Origin of the sequence: Rathayibacter sp. AY1D1, from assembly GCF_002932635.1 — a bacterium.
Lineage (GTDB): Bacteria > Actinomycetota > Actinomycetes > Actinomycetales > Microbacteriaceae > Rathayibacter.
The window spans coordinates 1-21,382 of sequence record NZ_PSVY01000009.1; the positions used below are offsets into that span (position 1 = coordinate 1).

Consider the following 21,382-nt stretch of genomic DNA (forward strand, 5'->3'; position numbering starts at 1 on the left):
CCTCCGCCGCCCGCACCGCCACCCCCGTCCGCCCCACCCGAGAGGAGGCGACCGCATGTACGAAGGCATCGTCCAGGAGCTGATCGACGAGCTCGGCCGGCTCCCCGGCATCGGCCCGAAGTCCGCCCAGCGCATCGCGTTCCACATCCTGCAGACCGAGACGTTCGACGTCACCCGGCTCGCCGAGATCCTGCTCGAGCTGCGCGGCCGTGTGCACTTCTGCGACATCTGCGGGAACGTGGCGGAGGAGGCGACCTGCGGGATCTGCCGCGATCCGCGCCGCAGCCGCGCCGTCATCTGCGTCGTGGAGGAGGCGAAGGACGTCCCGGCGATCGAGCGCACCCGCGAGTTCCGCGGGCTCTACCACGTGCTCGGCGGCGCGATCAGCCCGATCGACGGCATCGGCCCGGATCAGCTCCGCATCCGCCAGCTGCTGCAGCGGCTCGCGGACGGCGAGGTGCAGGAGGTCATCATCGCGACCGACCCGAACCTCGAGGGCGAGGCGACGGCGACCTATCTCTCGCGCATGCTCAGCACCCTCGGCATCCGCATCACCCGTCTGGCCTCCGGGCTGCCCGTCGGCGGAGACCTCGAGTACGCCGACGAGATCACCCTCGGCCGCGCCTTCGAGGGCCGCCGGCTCGTCGAGAACTGACGCGGCCGCCGGAGTCGCATGACCGCTCCGGCATGCGGTCGACCGGTAGACTCGCCCGTCGGGTCGCGACGGCGGTCCAGCCACCGACACGGGAGCAGCACGTGAGCCTGATCGTCCAGAAGTTCGGCGGGTCCTCCGTCGCCGACGCGGAGAGCATCAAGCGGGTCGCGAAGCGGATCGTCGCCACCAAGCAGGCGGGCAACGACGTGGTCGTCGCCGTCTCGGCCATGGGCGACACCACCGACGACCTGCTCGAGCTCGCCCACCAGGTCACGCCCATCCCCGCCCCCCGCGAGCTCGACATGCTGCTCTCCTCGGGCGAGCGCATCTCGATGGCGCTGCTGGCGATGGCGATCAAGAGCATGGGCTTCGAGGCCCGCTCCTTCACCGGCAGCCAGGCCGGCATGATCACGGACGCGCAGCACGGCGCCGCCCGCATCGTCGACATCACCCCGGTCCGCCTCCGCGAGGCGCTCGACGAGAACGCCGTCGTCATCGTCGCGGGCTTCCAGGGCTTCAACCGCGACACGAAGGACATCACCACCCTCGGCCGCGGCGGCTCGGACACCACCGCCGTCGCGCTCGCCGCGGGACTCGGCGCCGACACCTGCGAGATCTACACCGACGTCGACGGCGTCTTCACCGCCGACCCGCGGGTCGTCAAGAAGGCCCGCAAGCTCGACCGCATCACCAGCGAGGAGATGCTCGAGCTGGCCGCCGCGGGCGCGAAGGTGTTGCACATCCGCGCCGTCGAGTTCGCCCGCCGCCACGGAGTCACGCTCCACGTGCGCTCCTCCTTCAGCCCCAACGAGGGCACCATCGTCTACAACGCCGAGACCGCCGGCGCCGAGCAGAACGGACAAGCCGTGGAAGAGCCCATCATCGCCGGAGTCGCCGCCGACCTGAACGAGGCGAAGATCACCGTCGTCGGAGTCCCCGACATCCCGGGCAAGGCCGCGCAGATCTTCACGATCGTGGCCAAGACCGGCTCCAACATCGACATGATCGTGCAGAACGTGTCGGCTGCGGCCACCGCCCGCACCGACATCTCGTTCACCCTGCCCAAGGCCGACGGCCAGACGGTCCTCATGGCTCTCAACGCCGAGAAGGACGAGGTCGGCTTCGAGTCCCTGCAGTACGACGACCAGATCGCCAAGCTCGCGCTCGTGGGCGCCGGGATGCGCACCAACGCCGGCGTCTCCGCGAAGCTGTTCCGCTCCCTCTACGAGGCCGGGATCAACATCGAGATGATCTCCACGAGCGAGATCCGCATCTCGGTCGTCACCCGCGCCGACACCGTGAACGAGGCTCTGCGCGTCGTGCACACCGCCTTCGGGCTCGACGCCGAGGACGAGGCCGTCGTCTACGCCGGCACCGGCCGCTGACGGCCGGACACCCTCGCGATCCGGCCGTTCCTCCCGAGCGGCCGGACCGACCGGTACCCTCTCCCTCGATCCCCCCGCCACGAGCGGCCCGCGCGCCGCACGGACGAAAGAGCACAGCATGAGCAGCACCCCCCTCCACGTGGGCGTCGTCGGCGCGACCGGCCAGGTCGGGAAGGTGATGCGCCGCCTAATCGAGGAGCGCGACTTCCCGATCGCGTCCATCCGCTTCTTCGCCACCGCCCGCTCGGCGGGCACGACGCTGCCGTTCCGCGGCGAGGACGTCGTGGTCGAGGACGTGGAGACCGCCGATCCGTCGGGGCTCGACATCGCCCTGTTCTCGGCCGGAGCCACGGGATCGCGCGCGCAGGCGCCCCGCTTCGCCGCGGCCGGCGTCACCGTGATCGACAACTCCAGCGCCTGGCGGATGGACCCCGAGGTCCCGCTGGTCGTCAGCGAGGTGAACCCCCACGCCATCGACCAGGCGGTCAAGGGCATCATCGCCAACCCCAACTGCACCACGATGGCCGCGATGCCGATCCTCAAGGTCCTCGACCGCGAGGCGGGGCTCACGCGCCTGATCGTCAGCACCTACCAGGCCGTGTCCGGCAGCGGGCTGGCCGGAGCGAACGAGCTGGCCGGCCAGGTCCGCGCCGCCGTCGCCGACGAGCACCTGCTCGACCTGGTGCACGACGGCTCGGCGGTCGACTTCCCCGCGCCGGACAAGTACGTCGCCCCGATCGCCTTCGACGTCATCCCCTTCGCGGGGAGCCTGGTCGAGGACGGCTCGAACGAGACCGACGAGGAGAAGAAGCTCCGCAACGAGAGCCGCCGCATCCTCGAGCTCCCGGAGCTGCTGGTCTCGGGCACCTGCGTGCGCGTCCCCGTGTTCACCGGCCACTCGCTCTCCGTCAACGCCGAGTTCGCCTCCGCCCTCAGCCCCGAGCGTGCTCGCGAGCTGCTGGCCGACGCGCCCGGCGTCGTGCTGCGCGAGGTGCCGACTCCGCTGGAGGCCGCGGGCAAGGACCCGAGCTTCGTCGGCCGCATCCGCGCCGACGAGGGCGCCCCGGAGGGACGCGGCCTCGCGCTCTTCATCAGCAACGACAACCTCCGCAAGGGCGCGGCCCTGAACGCCGTGCAGATCGCCGAGCTCATCGCGGCGAAGCAGCCCGTCTCCTGACCGGCGTGGACGGGGCCGGCGCCGAGCGTTCCGGCCCCTTCCGGGTGGAAAAGCCGCGAATTTGATGGGGGAGCGGGGCCCCTCCCCGCCGCGGCGTGCCCGGGCGAGCGTAAACTCGACTCTCGTGAACTCCTCGGAACCGGTCGACGTCGCCCTCATCGGTGGGGGCATCATGAGCGCCACGCTCGGCGCACTCATCACCCAGCTGCAGCCCGACTGGACGATCGCCGCCTACGAGCGCCTCGGCGACGTGGCGCAGGAGTCGTCGAACCCGTGGAACAACGCGGGCACCGGTCACGCGGCCCTCTGCGAGCTGAACTACATGCCCGAGGCGGCCGACGGCTCCGTCGACCCGGCCAAGGCGATCCAGATCAACGAGCAGTTCCAGATCTCGCGCCAGTTCTGGTCGAGCCTGGTGGAGTCCGGCGACATCCGCGAGCCCTCCAGCTTCATCAACCCGGCGCCGCACATGACCTTCGTGCACGGCGAGGCCAACGTCGAGTACCTCCGGAAGCGCTACGAGGCGCTCAAGGACCAGCCGCTGTTCGCCGGCATCGAGTTCACCGAGAGCGTCAAGACCATCCACGAGTGGGCGCCCCTGCTGATGGAGCAGCGTCCCGCCGGCGGCGGCCCCTACGCGGCGACGCGCATGCCGGCCGGCACCGACGTCGACTTCGGCTCGCTGACCCACCAGCTGTTCGACCACGTCGTCGCCCACGGCGGCACGCTCGACACCGGCCGCGAGGTCACCGACATCACCCGGCAGAAGGACGGCACCTGGCGCCTCGACCTCAAGCAGGTCGTCGGAGGCACGCCCCAGTCGGTGACCGCCCGCTTCGTCTTCGTCGGCGCCGGCGGCGGTGCGCTGCACCTCCTGCAGAAGTCGGGCATCCCCGAGATCAAGGGCTTCGGAGGCTTCCCGATCTCGGGGCAGTTCCTCCGCACCGACAACCCCGAGCTGGTCGCCCGGCACAAGGCGAAGGTCTACGGCAAGGCCGCGGTCGGTGCGCCCCCGATGTCGGTGCCGCACCTCGATGCGCGCGTCGTCGACGGCGAGTCGTCCCTCCTCTTCGGCCCCTACGCGGGCTTCACGCCCAAGTTCCTGAAGCGGGGCTCGTGGCTCGACCTGCCCCTGTCGATCCGACCGCACAACATCGGCCCGATGCTCGCGGTCGCCCGCGACAACCTCGACCTGATGAAGTACCTGATCGGCGAGGTGCTCGCCGGCCGTGGCAAGAAGATGAAGGCCCTGCGCGAGTTCCTGCCCACCGCCCGCGACGAGGACTGGTACCTGATCACCGCCGGCCAGCGCGTCCAGGTGATGAAGAAGGACGAGAAGAAGGGCGGCGTGCTGCAGTTCGGCACCGAGGTCATCACCGGAGGGGACGGCACGATCGCCGGCCTGCTCGGCGCCTCGCCCGGAGCCTCGACCGCCGTGCCGATCATGCTCGACATCGTGCAGAAGTGCTTCCCCGACCGGATGAAGGCCTGGGAGCCGCGGATCCGCGCACTGGTGCCGAGCTACGGCTCGACGCTCAACGACGCGCCCGAGAAGGCCGAGCAGACGGTCACCGCGACCGCCGAGACGCTGGAGCTGTCCGCCTCGGTCTGATCGGGTGCGACCCGTTCGAACGTATGTTCTAATGGCTCCATGAGGTGGAGCGGGCAGTCGATCGGCACGGCCGACGAGGCCGCGCTGCCCGGGCTCGTCAAGCTCACCGACCTGGTGCGGACGGTGCGCACGCCGGAGTTCGAGGGCATCACCTTCTACGAGGTGCTCGCGAAGTCGGCGCTCAACCGCGTGCACACCTCCTCGAAGATGCCGTTCGGCTGGAGCATCAACCCGATGCGCGGCTGCACCCACGCCTGCACCTACTGCTTCGCCCGGCCCACGCACGAGTACCTCGAGTTCGACGGCGGCCGCGACTTCGACTCGCAGATCGTCGTGAAGGTGAACGTCGCCGAGGTCCTCACCCGGGAGCTCGCCAAGCCGAGCTGGGAGCGGCACCCCGTGGCACTCGGCACCAACACCGATCCGTACCAGCGCGCCGAGGGCCGCTACCGGCTGATGCCGGGCATCATCGCCGCGCTCGCCGCCTCGGGCACCCCGATCTCGATCCTCACGAAGGGCTCGCTGCTGCGGCGAGACCTGCCGCTGCTCCGCGAGGCCGCCGAGCACGTCCCGGTCGACCTCGGAGTCTCGATCGCCGTCTACGACGAGGGCCTCCAGCGCTCCGTCGAGCCGGGTGCGCCGACCGCGGCGGCCAGGCTGGCGACGGTCACCGCGGCACGGGAGGCCGGCTTCGACTGCTCGGTGTTCCTGATGCCGATCCTGCCGTTCCTCACCGACACACGGGCGCACCTCGACGAGTCGCTCCGGGCCTGCCGCGAGGCGGGCGCCAGCACGATCATGTACTCGACCCTCTACCTCAAGCCCGGGGTGAAGGAGTGGTTCCTGCAGTGGCTCGGGCAGGAGCACCCCGAGCTGGTCGACAAGTACCGAGCGCTCTACCCGGGCCGCGACGCCTACGCGCCTCTCGAGTACCGGCGCTGGCTCTCGGCGCGCATCCGCCCGCTGATGCGCGCGCACGGGCTCGAGCGCGGCGAGGAGGACCCGGCCACCGGCTCCGTCAAGTCCTCCGCCCTCGGTTCGCTCGGAACGCTGCGGACCCTCGGCGGCGAGCGGCGCTCCCTCCAGCACGACGGGCTGCTGGTCGGGGAGCTCGGGCCGGAGCGCGCCGCGATCCTGCCGGGCGTCGGACAGCCGACGCTGTTCTGAGCCGGGCGCGGGCCCGGCCGCGGCTAGGATCGTCCGCATGGTCACCCGCTCCGGTGAGCCCTCGGGCTCCTCCGCCCGGAGCGCCCGCGACGCGCCACCCCGTGCGGTCCGGCTCGGCCTGCTCGACCCGCGCGAGGACCTGCTCGCGGCGACGAGCGCGTGGATCCGCACCCACGCCCCGGACTTCGAGGTCGTCGTGGCCGCCTCCACCTGGCACGACCTGGTGACGAGCGATGTCTTCCCCACCCAGGTGGTCGTGATGGACGTCGAGCTGCGCGAGCCGATCTCGATCGAGGCGCGGATCCGGACCTGCCGGGCGGCGGGAGCCGCGGTCGTGGCGCTCTCCGCGAGCGAGGACGACGAGGTCCGCGAGCGCGCCCTGAAGGCCGGAGCCGTGCGGCACCTGGCGAAGTCGCGCCCGCTCGCCGAGGTGATGGAGCAGACCCGCGCCGCTCTCGAGATGCGCTCGGCCGACGTCTCGTCCGCGCAGTGGCGGCCCCTGCCGTCCGGGGTCGCGGCGCAGCAGCGCCCACGGCTCAGCGCCGGCGAGCTGGAGGCGCTGCGCCTCTACGCGTCCGGATCGAGCACCCCCGAGGTCGCCGCCAAGATGAACGTGCAGTTCGAGACCGCGAAGACCTACCTGCAGCGAGTGCGCCGCAAGTACGTCGCCGTCGGCAGGCCCGCGAGCCGCCGGGCCGACCTGATCCGCCGCGCCGGCGAGGACGGGTTCCTCCCGTGACCGGCCCCTGCTCACCCCGGGGGCCCCGCCTCCGGACCCGCCCCGAGGAGACCTGATGGCCAAGCTGTACTTCCGCTACGGAGCGATGAACAGCGGGAAGAGCACGTCGCTCCTGCAGGCCGCGCACAACTACGAGGAGCGCGGGCACCGGGTGCTGCTGGCCAAGCCGGCCGTCGACACGAAGGGCGAGGAGCTGATCGTGTCGCGGCTCGGCGTGACCCGTCCGGTGGACATCCTGTTCGAGCCCGACGGGGACCCGGTGGCCGTCTTCACCGCCGCCCGGGCCCGCGTGCTGGCCGAGTCGAAGCGCGACGTGAGTGCTCTGCTCGTCGACGAGGCGCAGTTCCTGCCGGAGTCGCACGTCGACGATCTGCTCCGGATCGCCATCCTCGAGAACGTGCCCGTCCTGGCGTACGGCATCCGCACGGACTTCCGCACCGCCGCGTTCCCGGGAAGCAGGCGGCTCCTGGAGATCGCCCACAGCCTCGAGGAGCTGAAGACGATCTGCCGGTGCGGGCGCAAAGCGATCTTCAACGGGCGCGTCGTGGACGGCCGCTTCGTGTTCGACGGCGATCAGGTCGCGATCGACGGAACGGCGGTCACCTACGAGTCGCTGTGCGGCGCGTGCTACCTCCAGGAGAGCCGCGGCCGGCTCCGCGGCTGACCGGTCGAGCGTTCCTCACCGGTGCGACACCCCTCCGAAACGAGGAAGTGGGTAGCCTGACGACGTGACAACACCGGAAACGGAATTACGCCTTTCGAAGCAGCAGGAAAGGTCGGGGGAAACGATGACGGCGCAAGGGGCACCGCTGAGGCGTCGGCCGTCGTGGGAGCAGGACTACCGGCGACGGCTGCTCATCACGGACGTCGTCGCGATCGTCCTCTCCGTCTTCGGCACGCAGCTCTTCTGGTTCGACCTGAACCTGAACTCGGATCTGGGGTTCAAGAACCCCGCCGACATCGCGGTCAGCTACACCTGGGTGTCCTTCGCCCTGTCGGTCGGCTGGCTCCTCGCCCTCCAGGTCTTCGACACGCGCGACCGCCGGATCGTCGGCACCGGCTACGTCGAGTACCGCCGCGTCGTCGACGCCTCCATCTGGCTCTTCGGCATCGTCGCGATCATCGCCTACCTGCTCCAGATCCTGCTCGCGCGCGGCTACATCATCACGGCGTTCCCCGCCGGGATCGTGCTGATCTGCGTCGGCCGCCTGGTCTGGCGCTCCTGGCTCACCCGGCAGCGCCGGGCGGGCCGCTTCTCGAGCCAGGTCGTGCTCCTCGGCTCCCGCGCGAGCGTCCTGCACACCGCGCGCGAGCTGCGTCGCGGCACCGAGGCCGGCTACAAGCTCGTCGGCGCCGTCTCGACCTCGGTCGGCGGTGCGGACGCGCTGCGGAGCGAGCAGGAGCTCTCGGGCCTCGCGGTCCACGGGTTCACCGGGATCGACGGCGTCCGCGCCGTGATGGACGCCACCGGTGCCGACACGGTGGTCGTCACGAGCTCCGACGAGCTGGCGCCGCAGCGGATCCGCGAGCTGAGCTGGACGCTCGAGCCCGGGCGCGAGCACCTCGTCGTGGCGCCGAGCCTCACCGACATCGGCGGTCCGCGCATCCACACCCGCCCCGTCGCGGGCCTTCCGCTGATCCACGTCGAGACCCCGCGCTTCGACGGCCGCCAGCGGTTCGCCAAGCGCCTCTTCGACATCCTGGCGTCGACCATGCTGATCATCCTCAGCGCGCCGGTGCTCGTCGTCGTCGCCGTGCTGGTCAAGGTCACCAGCCCCGGGCCCGTGCTCTTCCGGCAGGAGCGCATCGGCCTGAACGGCGCGACCTTCGAGATGCTGAAGTTCCGCTCGATGGTCGTCGACGCGGAGGCGCGACTGGCGGCTCTCGCGTCGCAGCAGCGTGCGGAGGGGAACTCGATCCTCTTCAAGATGGCGAAGGACCCCCGCGTCACCCGGGTGGGTGCGATCCTCCGGCGCTTCAGCCTCGACGAGCTGCCCCAGTTCCTGAACGTCTTCCGCGGCGACATGTCCCTGATCGGCCCCCGCCCGCCGCTGGCCCGCGAGGTCGAGCAGTACGAGGAGCACGTGCACCGCCGCTTCCTGATGAAGCCGGGCATCACCGGGCTCTGGCAGGTCAGCGGACGCTCGAACCTCTCGTGGGAGGACACCGTCCGCCTCGACCTGTACTACGTCGAGAACTGGTCGATGACCGGCGACATCGTCATCCTCTTCAAGACCGCGCGCGCCGTCCTCGCCCGCGACGGGGCGTACTGATCGCCGGGGGGAGGGGCGCCGAGCCCCGCACCCTGTCCGTCTCGGTCCTCGAGACCCCGTTCCGCGTGGTCTTCGGACGCGGCGTCGGCGACGAGGACGCGGCGCGGATCGCCGACAGCTGGGCGGCCTGCGCGTCCGAGCCCGACGCGGGAGCACGCGACGTCCTCGCCGAGGTGGGGCACGACCCCTCCGTCCCGGTCGACGGCTCGCCCCGGGTCTCGAGCGCCACGCTCGCGCAGCTCGAGGAGTCCCTGACCTCGACCCTGACCCTCGAGGCGATCGGCGCCCGGCGCGCCGACCTGCTGATGCTCCACGCCTGCGGGATCTCCGACGAGTCCGGCCGCGTGCTGGCCTTCGTCGCCGCCTCCGGGACCGGCAAGACCACCATCGCCCGGACGCTCGGGTCCCGCTTCGGCTACGTCACCGACGAGACGGTCGGCGTGACCCCGGAGGGGCGCGTCCTGCCCTATCCCAAGCCGCTGTCGGTGAAGCCGCTGACCGGATCGGCGCCGAAGGCGCAGCTGGCCCCCGGGTCGCTCGCCCTCCGACCGGTCCCGAAGGCGCCCCTGCGTCTGGCCGGAGTCCTCCTGCTCGAGCGCCGCGACGGCGTCGGGACGCCCTTCCTCGAGCACGTCGACCCGGTCGACGCGATCGAGGACCTGGTGCCGCAGACCTCCTACCTCTCGGCCCGCCCGCGGCCGATCGCCGATCTCGTCCGCACCCTCTCGGCGCTGGGCGGCGTCCGGCGACTGGTCTACTCCGAGGCCGCGAGCGTGGTGCACCTGGTCGAGGAGGTCTTCGCGTCCCTCGGCGCCGAGGCCCCGTCCGCCTGGTCCGACGTGGTCTCCGTGCAGCTCGACCCTGTGGGCGAGGCCCTGCCCGGCACCGTCCTGCGCACCCCTGCGGACGACGCGGTGGAGCTCGCCGACGGCCAGCTGCTCGTGTTCTGCGGCGGCACCCTCGTGCGCCTGTCCGGCATCGGCCCGACGATCTGGCGCCACGCCGGCCGGGGCTCCGATCTGCCCGGTCTCGTCGCCGCGGTGCTCGAGGAGGCGGGCCCGCCGCCCGCCGGCGTCGATGCGGAGGCGGTCGTCGAGTCGGCGGTCGTCGAGCTCGAGGGCCTCGGAGTGATCACGAGAGGGACTCCGCCGGAGCCCACCCCCGACAGGTGGCACGGTTGACGCGCCTGGCGCCGAGGGCGCGGAAGCGCTGTGTCAGAATTCGGAAGAACCCGTCGCCGGCGCCCGCCGCGTGATCCGTACCAGCGAAGGAAATCTGACTCTGTGGAACTTCGAGACGTCCTCCGGCTGCTGCGCGACCACTGGATCCCGATCGTCGCGGCGATCCTCCTCGGCACTCTCGTCGCCTTCGGCTGGTCGCTGACGCAGAAGCCGCGGTACGTCGCCGACTCGCAGGGCCTGGTCTCCGTCGCCACCACCGGTGCCGACGACAGCCAGGCGATCTACACGCAGCAGATCGCGCAGTCCGTCGCCAAGTCGAGCCTCGCCACGTACGTCCCGATCGCCACCTCGCGCGACGTGGCGCAGATCGCGATCGACAGCCTCGGCCTCGACGTCTCGCCCGCCACGCTGATCTCGGCGATCACGGTGCAGGCCGACACGGTCGCCCCGGTGATGAAGGTCAGCGCCACCGCCTCCACCCCCGAGGGCGCGCAGAAGCTCGCCGACGCCTGGGTCGCGGCCATCGCCACCAAGGTGCAGCAGGTCAACCAGGAGACGGGCGTCGGCGACACGGTCTCCCTCACCGTTCTGCAGGCCGCGGCGCTCCCGTCCTCGCCGGCGTTCCCGAACCTGCGCCTCGTCCTCGCGGTCGGCGCGCTCGCGGGCCTCGTCCTCGGTCTCGTCTACGCGTTCGTCCGCAACACGCTGGACCGGCGCATCCGCACCGCCGAGATGGTCGAGCGCCTGTTCGACCTCCCCGTGGTCGGCACCCTCCCCGTCGACAAGCGCCTCAGCGAGACCAACCGCATCGTCCCCGAGGCCGACACGACCGACTACATCAAGGCCGACGGCAAGCACGCACTCGCCGAGGCGCTGCGCGAGCTCCGCACGAACCTGCAGTTCATGAACATCGACAGCCCGCCGCGCATCATCGTCGTGACGAGCCCGCTGCCCTCGGACGGCAAGTCGACGGTGACCGCGAACCTCGCGGTGACGCTTGCCGCCTCCGGCCAGCGGACCGTCGTCGTCGATGGCGACCTCCGCAAGCCCACCGTCGCCAAGTCGTTCGGCCTCGTTCCCGGCGTCGGCCTGACCGACCTGCTGATCGGCAAGGCGGAACTGCAGGACGTCCTGCAGCCGTGGGGCCCGTCCGGCAACCTCTGGGTGCTCGGAGCCGGGTCGATCCCGCCGAACCCGTCCGAGCTGCTCGGCTCCAACGGCATGGACATCCTCCTGCACGAGATCGCTCGCGAGGCCATCGTGATCGTCGATGCGCCGCCGCTCCTGCCCGTCACGGACGGCGCCATCCTCACCGCCCGCACCGACGGCGCGCTCGTGGTCATCTCCGCGGGCAGGACGACGACCGACGAGCTGGGCAAGGCGATCCAGAACATCGAGCGGGTCAGCGGCCACACCCTCGGCGTGATCCTCAACCGCGTGCCCGCGCGCGGCCAGGTCGGCCGGGGCTACGGCTACTACTACACGAGCTACTACGGCTCCGAGCGATCGGGTGCCCGCCCGGACACGGCCGTCGAGCCCGAGCCCGCGTCGACCTCGGCCTGAGCGCCCCGCGATGATCTTCCCGGGAGACGACTCCGCCCGCCCCGCCCGCCGGAGCTGGCGACCGGACGAACCGGTCGCCGCCTCCGCCGCCCCCGTCTTCACCGTGCTCTCGGTCTGCACCGGCAACATCTGCCGGTCGCCGATGGCGGAGCAGCTGCTGCGCGCCGCACTCGCCGACGCGACATCACCCGCGGGAGGTCCGCTCTTCGCGTTCACGAGCGCCGGAGTGAGGACGCGCGACGGACTGCCGATGGACCCGGTCTCGGCCCGCTTCTCGGCTCAGCACGGGGGAGACCCGGCCGCGCACACGAGCGCGGTGCTCGGCGACGCGATCGTCGGCGACGCCGACCTCCTGCTCACGATGACGCGCGACCACCTGGTCGACGCCTCCCGGCGCTTCCCGTCGCTCCTCCTCCGCGGCTTCACGCTGCTCGAGTTCGCCCGCGTGCTGCCGTTCGTGCTGCGGGAGGTGCCGCTGCCGACGGTCGAGGACCCCGCCGCGCGGCTCCGCGCCGTCGTGCGGCTCGCCGCCGCCCACCGCGGGCGCGCCCCGCGGGGCGAGGGCGGCGACGACATCGAGGACCCGATCGGCCGCAGCGAGGCCGTGCACGAGCGCGTGGCGGCGCAGATCGCGGCGGCTGTCGCCGACGTCTCCCGCGATCTGAGAGCATTGGCGCGGCGGTAGTCGCGCGTCCGCGGGCGCGCTGACGCCTCGCCGCATCGCATCGCTCCTCCTCACCGTCGCGACCGCGACACGAACCCGCCACGATTCGGAGAACCCCTGTGAAGCTTTCTGTCATCGGCTGCGGCTACCTCGGTGCCGTCCACGCTGCCGCCATGGCCGAGCTCGGCCACGACGTCATCGGCATCGACGTCGACCAGAAGAAGATCGACGCCCTGGCCGCCGGCACCGCGCCGTTCTTCGAGCCCGGCCTCCCGGAGCTGCTGTCCTCCGGCGTCGCCTCCGGGCGCCTGCGCTTCTCGACCGACATGGCCGACGCCGCCGGTGCGGCCGTGCACTTCGTCGCCGTTGGCACCCCGCAGAAGCCGGGCGAGAACGCCGCGGACATGACCTACGTCGACTCGGCGATCGACGGTCTCCTGCCCTACCTCGAGGCGGACTCCCTCGTCGTCGGCAAGTCGACCGTCCCCGTCGGCACCGCCGCCCGCCTGGCCGACCGCATCGCCTCCTCCGGTGCGACCCTCGCCTGGAACCCCGAGTTCCTCCGCGAGGGCTTCGCGGTCAAGGACACGATCAGCCCCGACCGGCTCGTCTACGGCGTGCCCGCGGGCGAGGCCGGAGCAGCGGCGAAGGCGACCCTCGACGAGGTCTACGCGACGGCGCTCGCGGCCGAGACCCCGCTCGTGGTCACCGACTACGCCACCGCCGAGCTGGTGAAGGTCTCGGCCAACGCCTTCCTCGCGACCAAGATCTCGTTCATCAACGCGATCGCCGAGATCGCGGAGGTCACCGGCGCGGACGTCACGCAGCTCGCCGACGCGATCGGCTACGACGTGCGGATCGGCCGCCGCTTCCTGAACGCGGGCATCGGCTTCGGAGGCGGCTGCCTCCCGAAGGACATCCGCGCCTTCTCTGCCCGCGCCGACGAGCTCGGCGTCGGCGAGTCCGTCGCCTTCCTCAAAGAGGTCGACGCGATCAACCTGCGTCGCCGTCAGCGCGTCGTCGACCTCGTCACCGAGGGCCTGGGCGGCTCCGTCGAGGGCCGCCGCATCGCGGTGCTCGGTCTGGCGTTCAAGCCGGAGTCGGACGACATCCGCGACTCGCCGTCGCTCGACGTCGCCGCTCGCCTGCACGACCTCGGTGCGACCGTGGTCGCGACCGACCCCGAGGCGATCGAGAACTCGCGCCGCCGCTACCCCGAGATCACCTACACGACCGACGTCGACGAGGCGCTGGCCGGTGCCGACGCCGTGGTCGTCGTGACGGAGTGGAAGCAGTTCCGCGCCCTCGACCCCGCGGCCACGGCGGCGAAGGTGGCCAACACCTTCCTCGTCGACGGTCGCAACTGCCTCGACCCCGCCGCCTGGCGTGCTGCCGGCTGGGAGTACCGCGGCCTCGGCCGCTGACGCGGCGGAGCCGTCGTCTCAGCGGACGCGGCTCGGCTGATCCGCCACCACGCCGGAGGTGCCGCGGAGGGGGATGTGCGCGAAGGCGTCGTCCCACTCCGCCGCCCTCCGGCGTCGTCGTGCGCGGACGACCATCCGGAGCAGGACGCCGGCGACCGCGCCGAGAAGCGCGCCGGAGGTGTTCATCACGACGTCGTCGACGGTCGCGAAGCGCGCCGAGAGGAAGAGCAGCTGGCCCGCCTCGATCAGCGAGCTCACGACGGCGCCGACGGCCACAGCGACCCACGCCCTCCGGAGCCGCAGGTTGAGGGCCAGGAGCAGCCCTAGGGGCACGAACAGGGCGATGTTGGCGGTCGACTCGATGAACGCGTAGTCGACCATCGGGAGGCCGTGCCGGGCGAACCAGGAGGTCACCCGGCCGAGATCCCCCCGCACTCCCGCATCGACGGGCGTCGGCCAGAAGGCGATGGCTGCGAGCGCGACCACGTAGGGCACGCTGATGGCAAGGGTGAGGCGGGTGAGCGACCGGGTCACGGTGCTCCTCTCGTCGGTCGTCGGGCGGGGGCGGCGACGACGGCGGAAGAACAGTCTCGCTCCCGGCTGCTGGGATCGGGCCGGGAGGCGCGGGGGAGTGGGCTGGAGGCACGCCCGTGCGCAGGACGCTCGGGACGCCGTCAGGGGTGCTCGAGCCGGAGAGCGCGGGGCGGTGATCGCGCCGGCTCCGTCGTCGACCAGGCTCCGGCCCGGGCGAGCATCCGCCTGCGGGCGAGCCCCGCCACAGCAGAATTCCGAGAACGCCCCGGGAACGACGAAGCCCGGCCGGATCATCGATCCTGGCCGGGCTTCTCACCGGTCGGGGTAGCGGGATTCGAACCCACGACCTCCTCGTCCCGAACGAGGCGCGCTACCAAGCTGCGCCACACCCCGGTGTGCTCATCACGGAGAACCGCTCACGAGCCTCGACAATAGTAGCCGATTTCCGGACCGCCGTCGGACACCCCTCGTCAGGCCGCCGGAGTGAGCGTGACGAGGGTCACCTCGGGCCGGCAGGCGAAGCGCACCGGTGCGTAGATCGAGGTGCCGACTCCGGCGGACACGTTGAGGTACGAGCTGCGCAGTCCGTTGTCCCACGTCGTCGAGCCGGCGACCTTGTCGCGCGGGATGTCGCAGTTGGTGACGAGGGCGCCGAAGCCCGGGACGCAGACCTGCCCGCCGTGCGTGTGCCCGGCGAGGATCACCTCGGCGCCGCGGGCGACGAAGTCGTCGAGGATGCGCTGGTAGGGCGCGTGCGCCACGCCGATGCTGACCCCGGCCGGTCCGTCCTCCGCGCCGCGCAGCTCGTCCACGGCTCCGGCGACGAGGTCGATGCGGTCGAGGCCGATGTGCGGGTCGTCGACGCCGAAGAACTCGATGCGCGTCCCCTTCACCGTGATGCTCTCGGCGCGGTTGTTGAGGTCCACCCACCCGAGCCCGTCCGAGAAGAAGCCGGTCAGCCCGTCGGTGTCGAGATCGGCCTCGTGCTGCTTGGGGTTCTTGGAGGGGCCGACGAAGTAGCGGAGCGGGTTCTTGATCCGAGGGCCGAAGTAGTCGTTGGATCCGTTGACGAAGGCGCCGGGGATCCCGGCGAAGGGCTCCAGGGCTCGGCGGATGCCGAGCACGCCGTCGCGGTGGCCGAGGTTGTCGCCGGTGTCGACCACGACGTCGGGCGCCAGGGCGAGGAGCGAGCGGATCCACTCCTGCTTCTTCGTCTGCCACGGGGCCATGTGCAGGTCCGACACGTGCAGGACGCGGATCGGCTCGGAACCGGCGGGCAGCACCGGGAACGACGTGCGCCGGACGGTGAACAACGTCCGCTCGACGCCGATGCCCCAGGCCGCGGCGACGGCTCCGGCCGCGGCGACGGTCGCGAGGGCGGTGGTGAGGGGGCGACGGGTGCGTCCGGTCATGGGTCCTTCTCTCGCACGTCGGCCGCGAGCGCGGCCGCGTTCATTCTGCCGGACGCTCCCTCGGGAGCAGCCGGGGGTGCGGGGCTCAGCCCGCGCGGGGCGGGGCGCCCGGTCCGGCGCTGATCTGCAGGGTGATCTCCGCGCCCCGGGAGACGCGCGACCCGGCGGGCGGGTTCGTCTGCGCGACCTTCCCTGCCGGGCGGTCGGAGGGGACCGGAGAAGTGTCGACGCGGACCGTGAAGCCGACGGAGCGCAGGCGTGAGGCCGCCGCAGAGGGGCTCTGGCCGGTGACCTGGGGCACGGCCTCCTGCGGAGCGTCGACGAGCGAGCGGACCGGAGCCGGGAACGCCGTCCCGCCGTACTTGGCGTCGGCGACGCGCATGATGCGCGGCCAGATCTGGTGGCGCACCTGACCGGCGTTCACCCGGTTGAGACTGAATCCGCGCATGGAGGTGAAGCCGGTCACGTTGCCGACCCAGGTGGCGGTGGCGACCTCGGTGCTCGCGCCGACCATCCACGTGTGCAGCGCGTCGTCCGTGGTGCCGGTCTTGCCGATGTGCGGCACCCCGGTGCGGGGGTTGGAGGGGGCGCCGGTGCCGCCCGTCACCACCTGCTGCAGGGCGTAGCCGGCGGTCGCGGCCACCTCCTCGGACATCCCCTGGCTGCACTCGGAGGCGGGCGGCGCGACGTCGGCGCCCGTGCGGTCGACGATGCGGTCGATCGCGATGGGCGTGCAGACGGTGCCCTTGTTCGCGAAGCCGGCGAAGGCCGTGGCCATCGTGAGCGGAGCGATCTCGTTGGTGCCGAGGATGGTCGGCGCGAGCTTCTGCAGCTCGGTCCCGTCGGCACGGTGCACGCCCATCGCCAGCGCCGTGTTGCGGATGCCGCAGAGGTCCAGCTGCTGGGCCATGGCGGCGAACGAGGTGTTGATCGAGCCGGTCGTGGCCTGCAGGGCCGTGGTCACTCCTCCGTTGCCGCCCTCGTCGTTCCCGGGGTTCCAGGACTCGCCGTAGTAGACGCCGTCGGGCTCGCAGCTGTCACGGAAGGTCGTGTAGGCGCGGCGGGTGCCGTCGACGCTCTCGCCGAGCGAGTGCCCCTCCTGCAGCCACTCCGCGAGGGTGAACACCTTGTAGGTCGAGCCGACCTGGAATCCCGAGGAGCCGCCGTACCCGAAGTCGGTGTTGTAGTTGACGCTCGTGTAGTTGGGGCCCGTCAGGTCCGGATCGTTGGAGTAGTCCTTGTTCTGGGTCATCGCGAGGATGCGGCCGGTGCCGACCTCGACCGAGACGCTCGCGCTGCCGATGTTCACGTTCGCCATCGACTTGGGCACCCAGTCGTCGGTGGCCGAGACGGCGGCCTGCTGCAGGTCGGAGTCGAGGGTCGTGTAGATCCGGTAGCCGCCGCGCTTGAAGGTGGCGTCGCGCTCGTCCTGACTCGCACCGAACGCGTCGTCGTTCTTGATGACCCAGGTGACGTAGTCGCAGAAGAAGGCCGCGACTCCGGCCGTCTGGCAGCCGGTGCTCGGCTCGGTGATGTCCGGCGTCACGGGCTCGGCGACGGCCGCCTGCGCCTGCTCGGACGTCACCTTCGACTCGAGGTCCATGCGGGTCACGATGTAGTCGCGCCGGTCCCGGGTCTGCGGGTAGCCCTCCGCGGCGGGGTTCGCCGGGTCGCCGGGCCGGTCGAAGCGGAACTTCTCGGGGTTGTTCACGATCGCGACGAGCGCGGCGGACTGCGCGAGCGAGAGGTCCTTCGCGCTCACTCCGAAGTAGTAGCGGGCGGCCGCCTCGACGCCGTAGACGGTGCCGCCGAACAGGGCGATGTTGAGGTAGCCCAGCAGGATGTCGTTCTTCGGGTACTCCTTCTCGAGCCCGATGGCGAGGCGCATCTCGGCGACCTTGCGCTCCGGAGTGGTCTCCGTGGCCTCGCGGTAGGCCGCGTCGCGCTCGATCGGATCGCTGAGCGCCTCCGCCTTCTGCACGAGCACGTTCTTGACGTACTGCTGCGTGATGGAGGAGCCGCCCTGGACGTCCCCGCCCATGGCCGTCGTCGCCGCCGCGCGGACGGTGCCGAGCAGATCGATGCCGCCGTGCTCGTAGAAGCGGGGGTCCTCGGAGGCGACCACGGCGTCCTTCACGAACGGCGAGATCTCGTCCCAGCCCACCTCGACGCGGTTCTGGGCGTAGAAGGAGGCGAGCAGCACGTCGCCGCCGGAGGAGTCCTTCGCGTACACGTCGCTCTTCTCGGCGAGCGTGCCGATCTCGAGGTACTCGGGGAGGTTGTCGAACATCTCCACCGTGTTGCCGGCGGCCATGCCGCTCAGCGCGATCGCCGGCGTCACCGAGGCGGCCACCAGGACTCCCGCGACGACGCTCATGGCGACGATGCCGATCAGACCGCCGACGGCGCCCCCGATGGTCTTCACGACTCTGGTCCCGCCCTGCCCCGACATAGAATCAGCGTAGTCGCCGCGCTCGGACGAGCCGCGGCGCTCATCCCGCCGACGCGCGGCGCTCAGCAGTCGTCCCGCACCGGCCGCACCCGAGGAGAGCCATGTCCGTCCCGCGCTGGGAGTACATCACCACCCCGCTGATGATCCACAACACCACGGCGATCCTGAACACCTGGGGATCCGAGGGCTGGGAGCTGGTCCAGATCGTGACCGGTCCCGAGGGCGGCCTCGTCGCGTACCTCAAGCGCCCCGTCGCCGAGGCCGGCGCGTGATCGCCGAGCGCCTCGCGGAGCTCGGCGTCGAGCTGCCCGCCGTGGCGGTCCCCGCCGGCGCCTACGTCCCCGCCGTCGTGCACGGCGGCCTCGTCTACACGGCGGGGCAGATCCCCTTCGTCGACGGCGCTCTGCCGCTGGTCGGCAAGGTCGGCGACGAGGTGTCGCCCGAGCAGGCGAAGGAGCTGGCCCGCACCTGCGCCCTCAACGCGCTCGCGGCCGTCGCCGACGCGATCGGATCGCTCGACCGGGTGACGCGGATCGTGAAGCTCACCGGCTTCGTCGCGTCCGCCTCCGGCTTCACCGGGCAGCCCGGCGTGATCAACGGCGCCTCGGAGCTGCTCGGCGACGTGTTCGGCGAGCCCGGCCGTCACGCGCGCTCGGCCGTCGGGGTGGCGGAGCTGCCCCTCGGCGCTCCCGTCGAGGTCGAGCTGATCGTCGCCTTCGACTGACGCACCGCCCCCTCCGGCCCACGCGGTGGGAGGGGGCGTGCGGTGCCCGGTCAGTCCGCGGCGATCGCGGAGGAGATCACCGCCATCACCTGCGTGTCCGCGAGCGTCGTCGTGTCGCCCACGGCGCGTCCCTCCGCCACGTCGCGCAGTAGCCGGCGCATGATCTTCCCCGAGCGGGTCTTGGGCAGCTCCTGCACCACGAAGATCCGCTTCGGGCGGGCGATCGCGCCGATGTGCTCGGCGACGTGCGCCTTCAGGGTGGCCTCGAGCTCGTCGTGTCCGTGGGCCAGCGCCTCGGCCTGGCTCGCCTTCGCGATCACGAACGCGACCACGGCCTGGCCGGTGGTCTCGTCCGCGGCTCCCACGACGGCCGCCTCGGCGACGACCGGGTGCGAGACGAGAGCCGACTCGATCTCGGCCGTCGAGAGGCGGTGGCCGGAGACGTTCATCACGTCGTCCACGCGCCCCAGGAGCCAGAGGTCGCCGTCCTGGTCGCGACGCGCTCCGTCGCCCGCGAAGTAGCGGTCGCCGAACTTCGACCAGTAGGTCTCGACGTAGCGCTCCGGGTCGCCCCAGATGCCGCGCAGCATCGCCGGCCAGGGCTCGGTGATCACGAGCAGTCCGCCCTCGTCGGCGCCGACCGGCGTCCCGGAGTCGTCGACCACGTCGATCGAGATGCCCGGCAGAGCGACCTGCGCGGACCCGGGCTTGAGCGTCGTGACGCCGGGCAGAGGGGACACCATCATCGCGCCGGTCTCGGTCTGCCACCACGTGTCGACGATGGGGGTGCGGCCGCCGCCGATGACGTCGCGGTACCAGACCCACGCCTCCGGGTTGATCGGCTCGCCGACCGATCCGAGCAGGCGAAGGCTCGAGAGGTCGAAGCGCTGCGGGATCTGTCGGCCGAGCTTCATGAAGGAGCGGATCGCCGTGGGCGCCGCGTAGAGGATCGTCACGCCGTGCTTCTCGACGATCTCCCACCAGCGGCCGGGATGCGGGCTGTCCGGAGTGCCCTCGTACATCACCTGGGTGGCGCCGTTGGCGAGCGGGCCGTAGACGACGTAGCTGTGCCCGGTGATCCAGCCCACGTCCGCGGTCGACCAGTAGACGTCCGACTCGGGGTGCAGGTCGAAGACCGCGCGGTGCGTGAAGGCGACCTGGGTGAGGTACCCGCCGCTGGTGTGCAGGATGCCCTTGGGCTTCCCGGTCGTGCCGCTCGTGTAGAGGATGAAGAGGGGCTGCTCGGCGGGGAACGGCTTGGCGACGTGGTCGGCGTCGACCGCCACGATCTCCTCGTGCCACCAGAGGTCGCGCCCCTCGTGCCAGGCGACCTCGTTGCCTCCGCGGCGCACGACCAGGACGTGCTGGACGCTGGACTCGCCGCCGAGGGCGAGCGCGGCGTCGACCGCCGGCTTCAGGGGCGAGACGGCGCCCTTGCGCCAGCCGCCGTCGGCGGTGATGACGAGTGTCGCCTCCGCGTCGTCGATGCGCGCGCGCAGGCTCTCGGCGCTGAAGCCGCCGAAGACGACGGAGTGGACCGCCCCCAGCCGGGCGACGGCCAGCATCGCGATGACCGCCTCCGGGATCATGGGCAGGTAGATCGCGACGCGGTCGCCGGCGCGGACGCCGAGGCTCGTGAGCAGGTTCGCGGCGCGCTTCACCTCGGCGGTGAGCTCGGCGTAGGTGATCGAGCGGGAGTCGCCGGGCTCGCCCTCCCAGTGCAGGGCGACGCGGTCGCCGTGGCCGGCCAGGACGTGGCGGTCGAGGCAGTTGTAGGCGACGTTCAGCTCGCCGTCGTCGAACCACTTCGCGAACGGGGGCTCGCTCCAGTCGAGCGTGCGCGTGAACGGCCGGTGCCAGTGCAGGAGCTCGCGGCTCCGGTCGGCCCAGAAGGCGAGGCGGTCGGCCGCGGCCTCGTCGTAGAGCGCGGCGGTCGCGACCGCTCCGGCGGCGAGATCGGCCGGCGGCGGGAACCGGCGGGTCTCGTGGAGGAGGTTGTCGATGGCGTTCCGGTCGGCGGCCGGGGCGTCGGGGGGAGTGGACATCTGCGATTCGCTCCTTCGCGAGTGAGACGTTCGCCGGCCCGCGCGGTCGGCGTCGCACCACCGTAGCGCCCGCCTCCAGCGGGGATCGCCGAGCGCCGCAAGCTGAGTGCGGGGCGGGTGTCGGATAAGAGTCCGCAGAGAACAGGATCCGGGCTTGGCGAATCGCGTTCCGTCCCCTACAGTTGCATACGGCCGAATGAACTTCGGCCCAGCGGCGCAAGTGATTCCCCCCAATCCAGCGCCGCCGAGGCGGCACCTGTTCCCCCCAATGGGTGCCGCCCCCTTCTTCCCGCCGGATCCGGCGGAGGGACGCCCCCGCTCGAGTCCTGCTCGCGGGGGCGTTTCCGCGTTGCCGGGACGTCTCCTCGTCGACTG

General features: G+C 71.6%; 18 protein-coding genes and 1 tRNA gene. 14 read left to right on the forward strand and 5 right to left on the reverse strand.

The window, feature by feature from the left end; genetic code table 11:
* The first annotated feature begins 55 nt into the window (after nucleotides 1-55).
* From recR to C5C56_RS08295, 12 genes are all read left to right on the forward strand, one after another.
* Nucleotides 56-655 carry a recombination mediator RecR gene (gene recR / locus C5C56_RS08240; protein ID WP_104222157.1) on the forward strand — a complete coding sequence of 200 codons (600 nt, stop codon included), beginning with the start codon at nucleotides 56-58 and terminating at the stop codon, nucleotides 653-655.
* 101 nt (nucleotides 656-756) lie between these two features.
* Entirely contained in the window at nucleotides 757-2,040 is a 1,284-nt protein-coding gene (locus tag C5C56_RS08245) for an aspartate kinase (protein WP_104222160.1), read from the forward strand.
* 118 nt (nucleotides 2,041-2,158) lie between these two features.
* Nucleotides 2,159-3,217, forward strand: coding sequence for an aspartate-semialdehyde dehydrogenase (locus C5C56_RS08250; RefSeq protein WP_104319377.1), 1,059 nt, complete (start codon nucleotides 2,159-2,161; stop codon nucleotides 3,215-3,217).
* A gap of 64 nt (nucleotides 3,218-3,281) precedes the next feature.
* Complete coding sequence (locus C5C56_RS08255) at nucleotides 3,282-4,829, forward strand: malate:quinone oxidoreductase (RefSeq protein WP_104233746.1); 1,548 nt, start codon at nucleotides 3,282-3,284, stop codon at nucleotides 4,827-4,829.
* 39 nt (nucleotides 4,830-4,868) lie between these two features.
* A complete protein-coding gene (locus C5C56_RS08260; RefSeq protein WP_104233745.1) occupies nucleotides 4,869-5,996 on the forward strand; it encodes an Rv2578c family radical SAM protein in 1,128 nt (375 codons plus the stop codon).
* 37 nt (nucleotides 5,997-6,033) lie between these two features.
* Nucleotides 6,034-6,735 carry a LuxR C-terminal-related transcriptional regulator gene (locus tag C5C56_RS08265; RefSeq protein ID WP_146076549.1) on the forward strand — a complete coding sequence of 234 codons (702 nt, stop codon included), beginning with the start codon at nucleotides 6,034-6,036 and terminating at the stop codon, nucleotides 6,733-6,735.
* Between the two features lie 55 nt (nucleotides 6,736-6,790).
* Nucleotides 6,791-7,399 carry a thymidine kinase gene (locus C5C56_RS08270; protein WP_104227256.1) on the forward strand — a complete coding sequence of 203 codons (609 nt, stop codon included), beginning with the start codon at nucleotides 6,791-6,793 and terminating at the stop codon, nucleotides 7,397-7,399.
* A gap of 124 nt (nucleotides 7,400-7,523) precedes the next feature.
* On the forward strand, nucleotides 7,524-9,008 hold the full coding sequence (locus C5C56_RS08275; protein ID WP_104288181.1) for a sugar transferase: 1,485 nt from the start codon (nucleotides 7,524-7,526) through the stop codon (nucleotides 9,006-9,008).
* Between the two features lie 65 nt (nucleotides 9,009-9,073).
* Complete coding sequence (locus C5C56_RS08280) at nucleotides 9,074-10,189, forward strand: hypothetical protein (protein ID WP_104319378.1); 1,116 nt, start codon at nucleotides 9,074-9,076, stop codon at nucleotides 10,187-10,189.
* Between the two features lie 102 nt (nucleotides 10,190-10,291).
* Complete coding sequence (locus C5C56_RS08285) at nucleotides 10,292-11,752, forward strand: polysaccharide biosynthesis tyrosine autokinase (RefSeq protein ID WP_181027156.1); 1,461 nt, start codon at nucleotides 10,292-10,294, stop codon at nucleotides 11,750-11,752.
* Nucleotides 11,753-11,762: 10 nt separating this feature from the next.
* Nucleotides 11,763-12,437 (forward strand): low molecular weight phosphatase family protein, encoded by a 675-nt coding sequence (locus C5C56_RS08290; protein WP_104227254.1) that lies wholly within the window; start codon nucleotides 11,763-11,765, stop codon nucleotides 12,435-12,437.
* 98 nt (nucleotides 12,438-12,535) lie between these two features.
* A complete protein-coding gene (locus tag C5C56_RS08295) occupies nucleotides 12,536-13,840 on the forward strand; it encodes a UDP-glucose/GDP-mannose dehydrogenase family protein (protein ID WP_104222179.1) in 1,305 nt (434 codons plus the stop codon).
* 18 nt (nucleotides 13,841-13,858) lie between these two features.
* Here C5C56_RS08295 and C5C56_RS18280 read toward each other — a convergent pair whose 3' ends face one another.
* From C5C56_RS18280 to C5C56_RS08315, 4 genes are all read right to left on the reverse strand, one after another.
* Entirely contained in the window at nucleotides 13,859-14,374 is a 516-nt protein-coding gene (locus C5C56_RS18280) for a VanZ family protein (protein ID WP_258059527.1), read from the reverse strand.
* Nucleotides 14,375-14,693: 319 nt separating this feature from the next.
* A tRNA-Pro gene (locus C5C56_RS08305) sits at nucleotides 14,694-14,767 on the reverse strand.
* Between the two features lie 77 nt (nucleotides 14,768-14,844).
* Nucleotides 14,845-15,786 (reverse strand): metallophosphoesterase, encoded by a 942-nt coding sequence (locus C5C56_RS08310; protein WP_104222183.1) that lies wholly within the window; start codon nucleotides 15,784-15,786, stop codon nucleotides 14,845-14,847.
* Between the two features lie 85 nt (nucleotides 15,787-15,871).
* Nucleotides 15,872-18,238, reverse strand: a complete 2,367-nt coding sequence (locus C5C56_RS08315; protein ID WP_104319379.1) for a transglycosylase domain-containing protein — start codon at nucleotides 18,236-18,238, stop codon at nucleotides 15,872-15,874.
* A gap of 101 nt (nucleotides 18,239-18,339) precedes the next feature.
* Between C5C56_RS08315 and C5C56_RS17805 the strand changes: the two genes are divergently transcribed.
* Together C5C56_RS17805 and C5C56_RS08320 are read left to right on the forward strand one after the other, a co-directional pair.
* A complete protein-coding gene (locus tag C5C56_RS17805; protein ID WP_164861113.1) occupies nucleotides 18,340-18,510 on the forward strand; it encodes a hypothetical protein in 171 nt (56 codons plus the stop codon).
* Nucleotides 18,507-18,962 (forward strand): RidA family protein, encoded by a 456-nt coding sequence (locus C5C56_RS08320; RefSeq protein WP_219812178.1) that lies wholly within the window; start codon nucleotides 18,507-18,509, stop codon nucleotides 18,960-18,962. The genes C5C56_RS17805 and C5C56_RS08320 overlap by 4 nt, the downstream gene beginning before the upstream one ends.
* A 50-nt stretch (nucleotides 18,963-19,012) precedes the next feature.
* On the opposite strand, the gene acs is transcribed toward C5C56_RS08320, so the two are convergent.
* Nucleotides 19,013-21,007 carry an acetate--CoA ligase gene (gene acs / locus C5C56_RS08325; protein ID WP_104233737.1) on the reverse strand — a complete coding sequence of 665 codons (1,995 nt, stop codon included), beginning with the start codon at nucleotides 21,005-21,007 and terminating at the stop codon, nucleotides 19,013-19,015.
* Nucleotides 21,008-21,382 lie beyond the last annotated feature (375 nt).

Bases quoted from the DNA above. Each gene is read 5' to 3' on its own strand.
- recR (WP_104222157.1), top strand. From the start codon at position 56: ATGTACGAAGGCATCGTCCAGGAGCTGATCGACGAGCTCGGCCGGCTC.
- C5C56_RS08250 (WP_104319377.1), top strand. From the start codon at position 2,159: ATGAGCAGCACCCCCCTCCACGTGGGCGTCGTCGGCGCGACCGGCCAG.
- C5C56_RS08255 (WP_104233746.1), top strand. From the start codon at position 3,282: ATGGGGGAGCGGGGCCCCTCCCCGCCGCGGCGTGCCCGGGCGAGCGTA.
- C5C56_RS08260 (WP_104233745.1), top strand. From the start codon at position 4,869: ATGAGGTGGAGCGGGCAGTCGATCGGCACGGCCGACGAGGCCGCGCTG.
- C5C56_RS08265 (WP_146076549.1), top strand. From the start codon at position 6,034: ATGGTCACCCGCTCCGGTGAGCCCTCGGGCTCCTCCGCCCGGAGCGCC.
- C5C56_RS08270 (WP_104227256.1), top strand. From the start codon at position 6,791: ATGGCCAAGCTGTACTTCCGCTACGGAGCGATGAACAGCGGGAAGAGC.
- C5C56_RS08275 (WP_104288181.1), top strand. From the start codon at position 7,524: ATGACGGCGCAAGGGGCACCGCTGAGGCGTCGGCCGTCGTGGGAGCAG.
- C5C56_RS08290 (WP_104227254.1), top strand. From the start codon at position 11,763: ATGATCTTCCCGGGAGACGACTCCGCCCGCCCCGCCCGCCGGAGCTGG.
- C5C56_RS08310 (WP_104222183.1), bottom strand. From the start codon at position 15,786: ATGACCGGACGCACCCGTCGCCCCCTCACCACCGCCCTCGCGACCGTC.
- C5C56_RS08315 (WP_104319379.1), bottom strand. From the start codon at position 18,238: ATGTCGGGGCAGGGCGGGACCAGAGTCGTGAAGACCATCGGGGGCGCC.
- C5C56_RS17805 (WP_164861113.1), top strand. From the start codon at position 18,340: ATGTCCGTCCCGCGCTGGGAGTACATCACCACCCCGCTGATGATCCAC.
- acs (WP_104233737.1), bottom strand. From the start codon at position 21,007: ATGTCCACTCCCCCCGACGCCCCGGCCGCCGACCGGAACGCCATCGAC.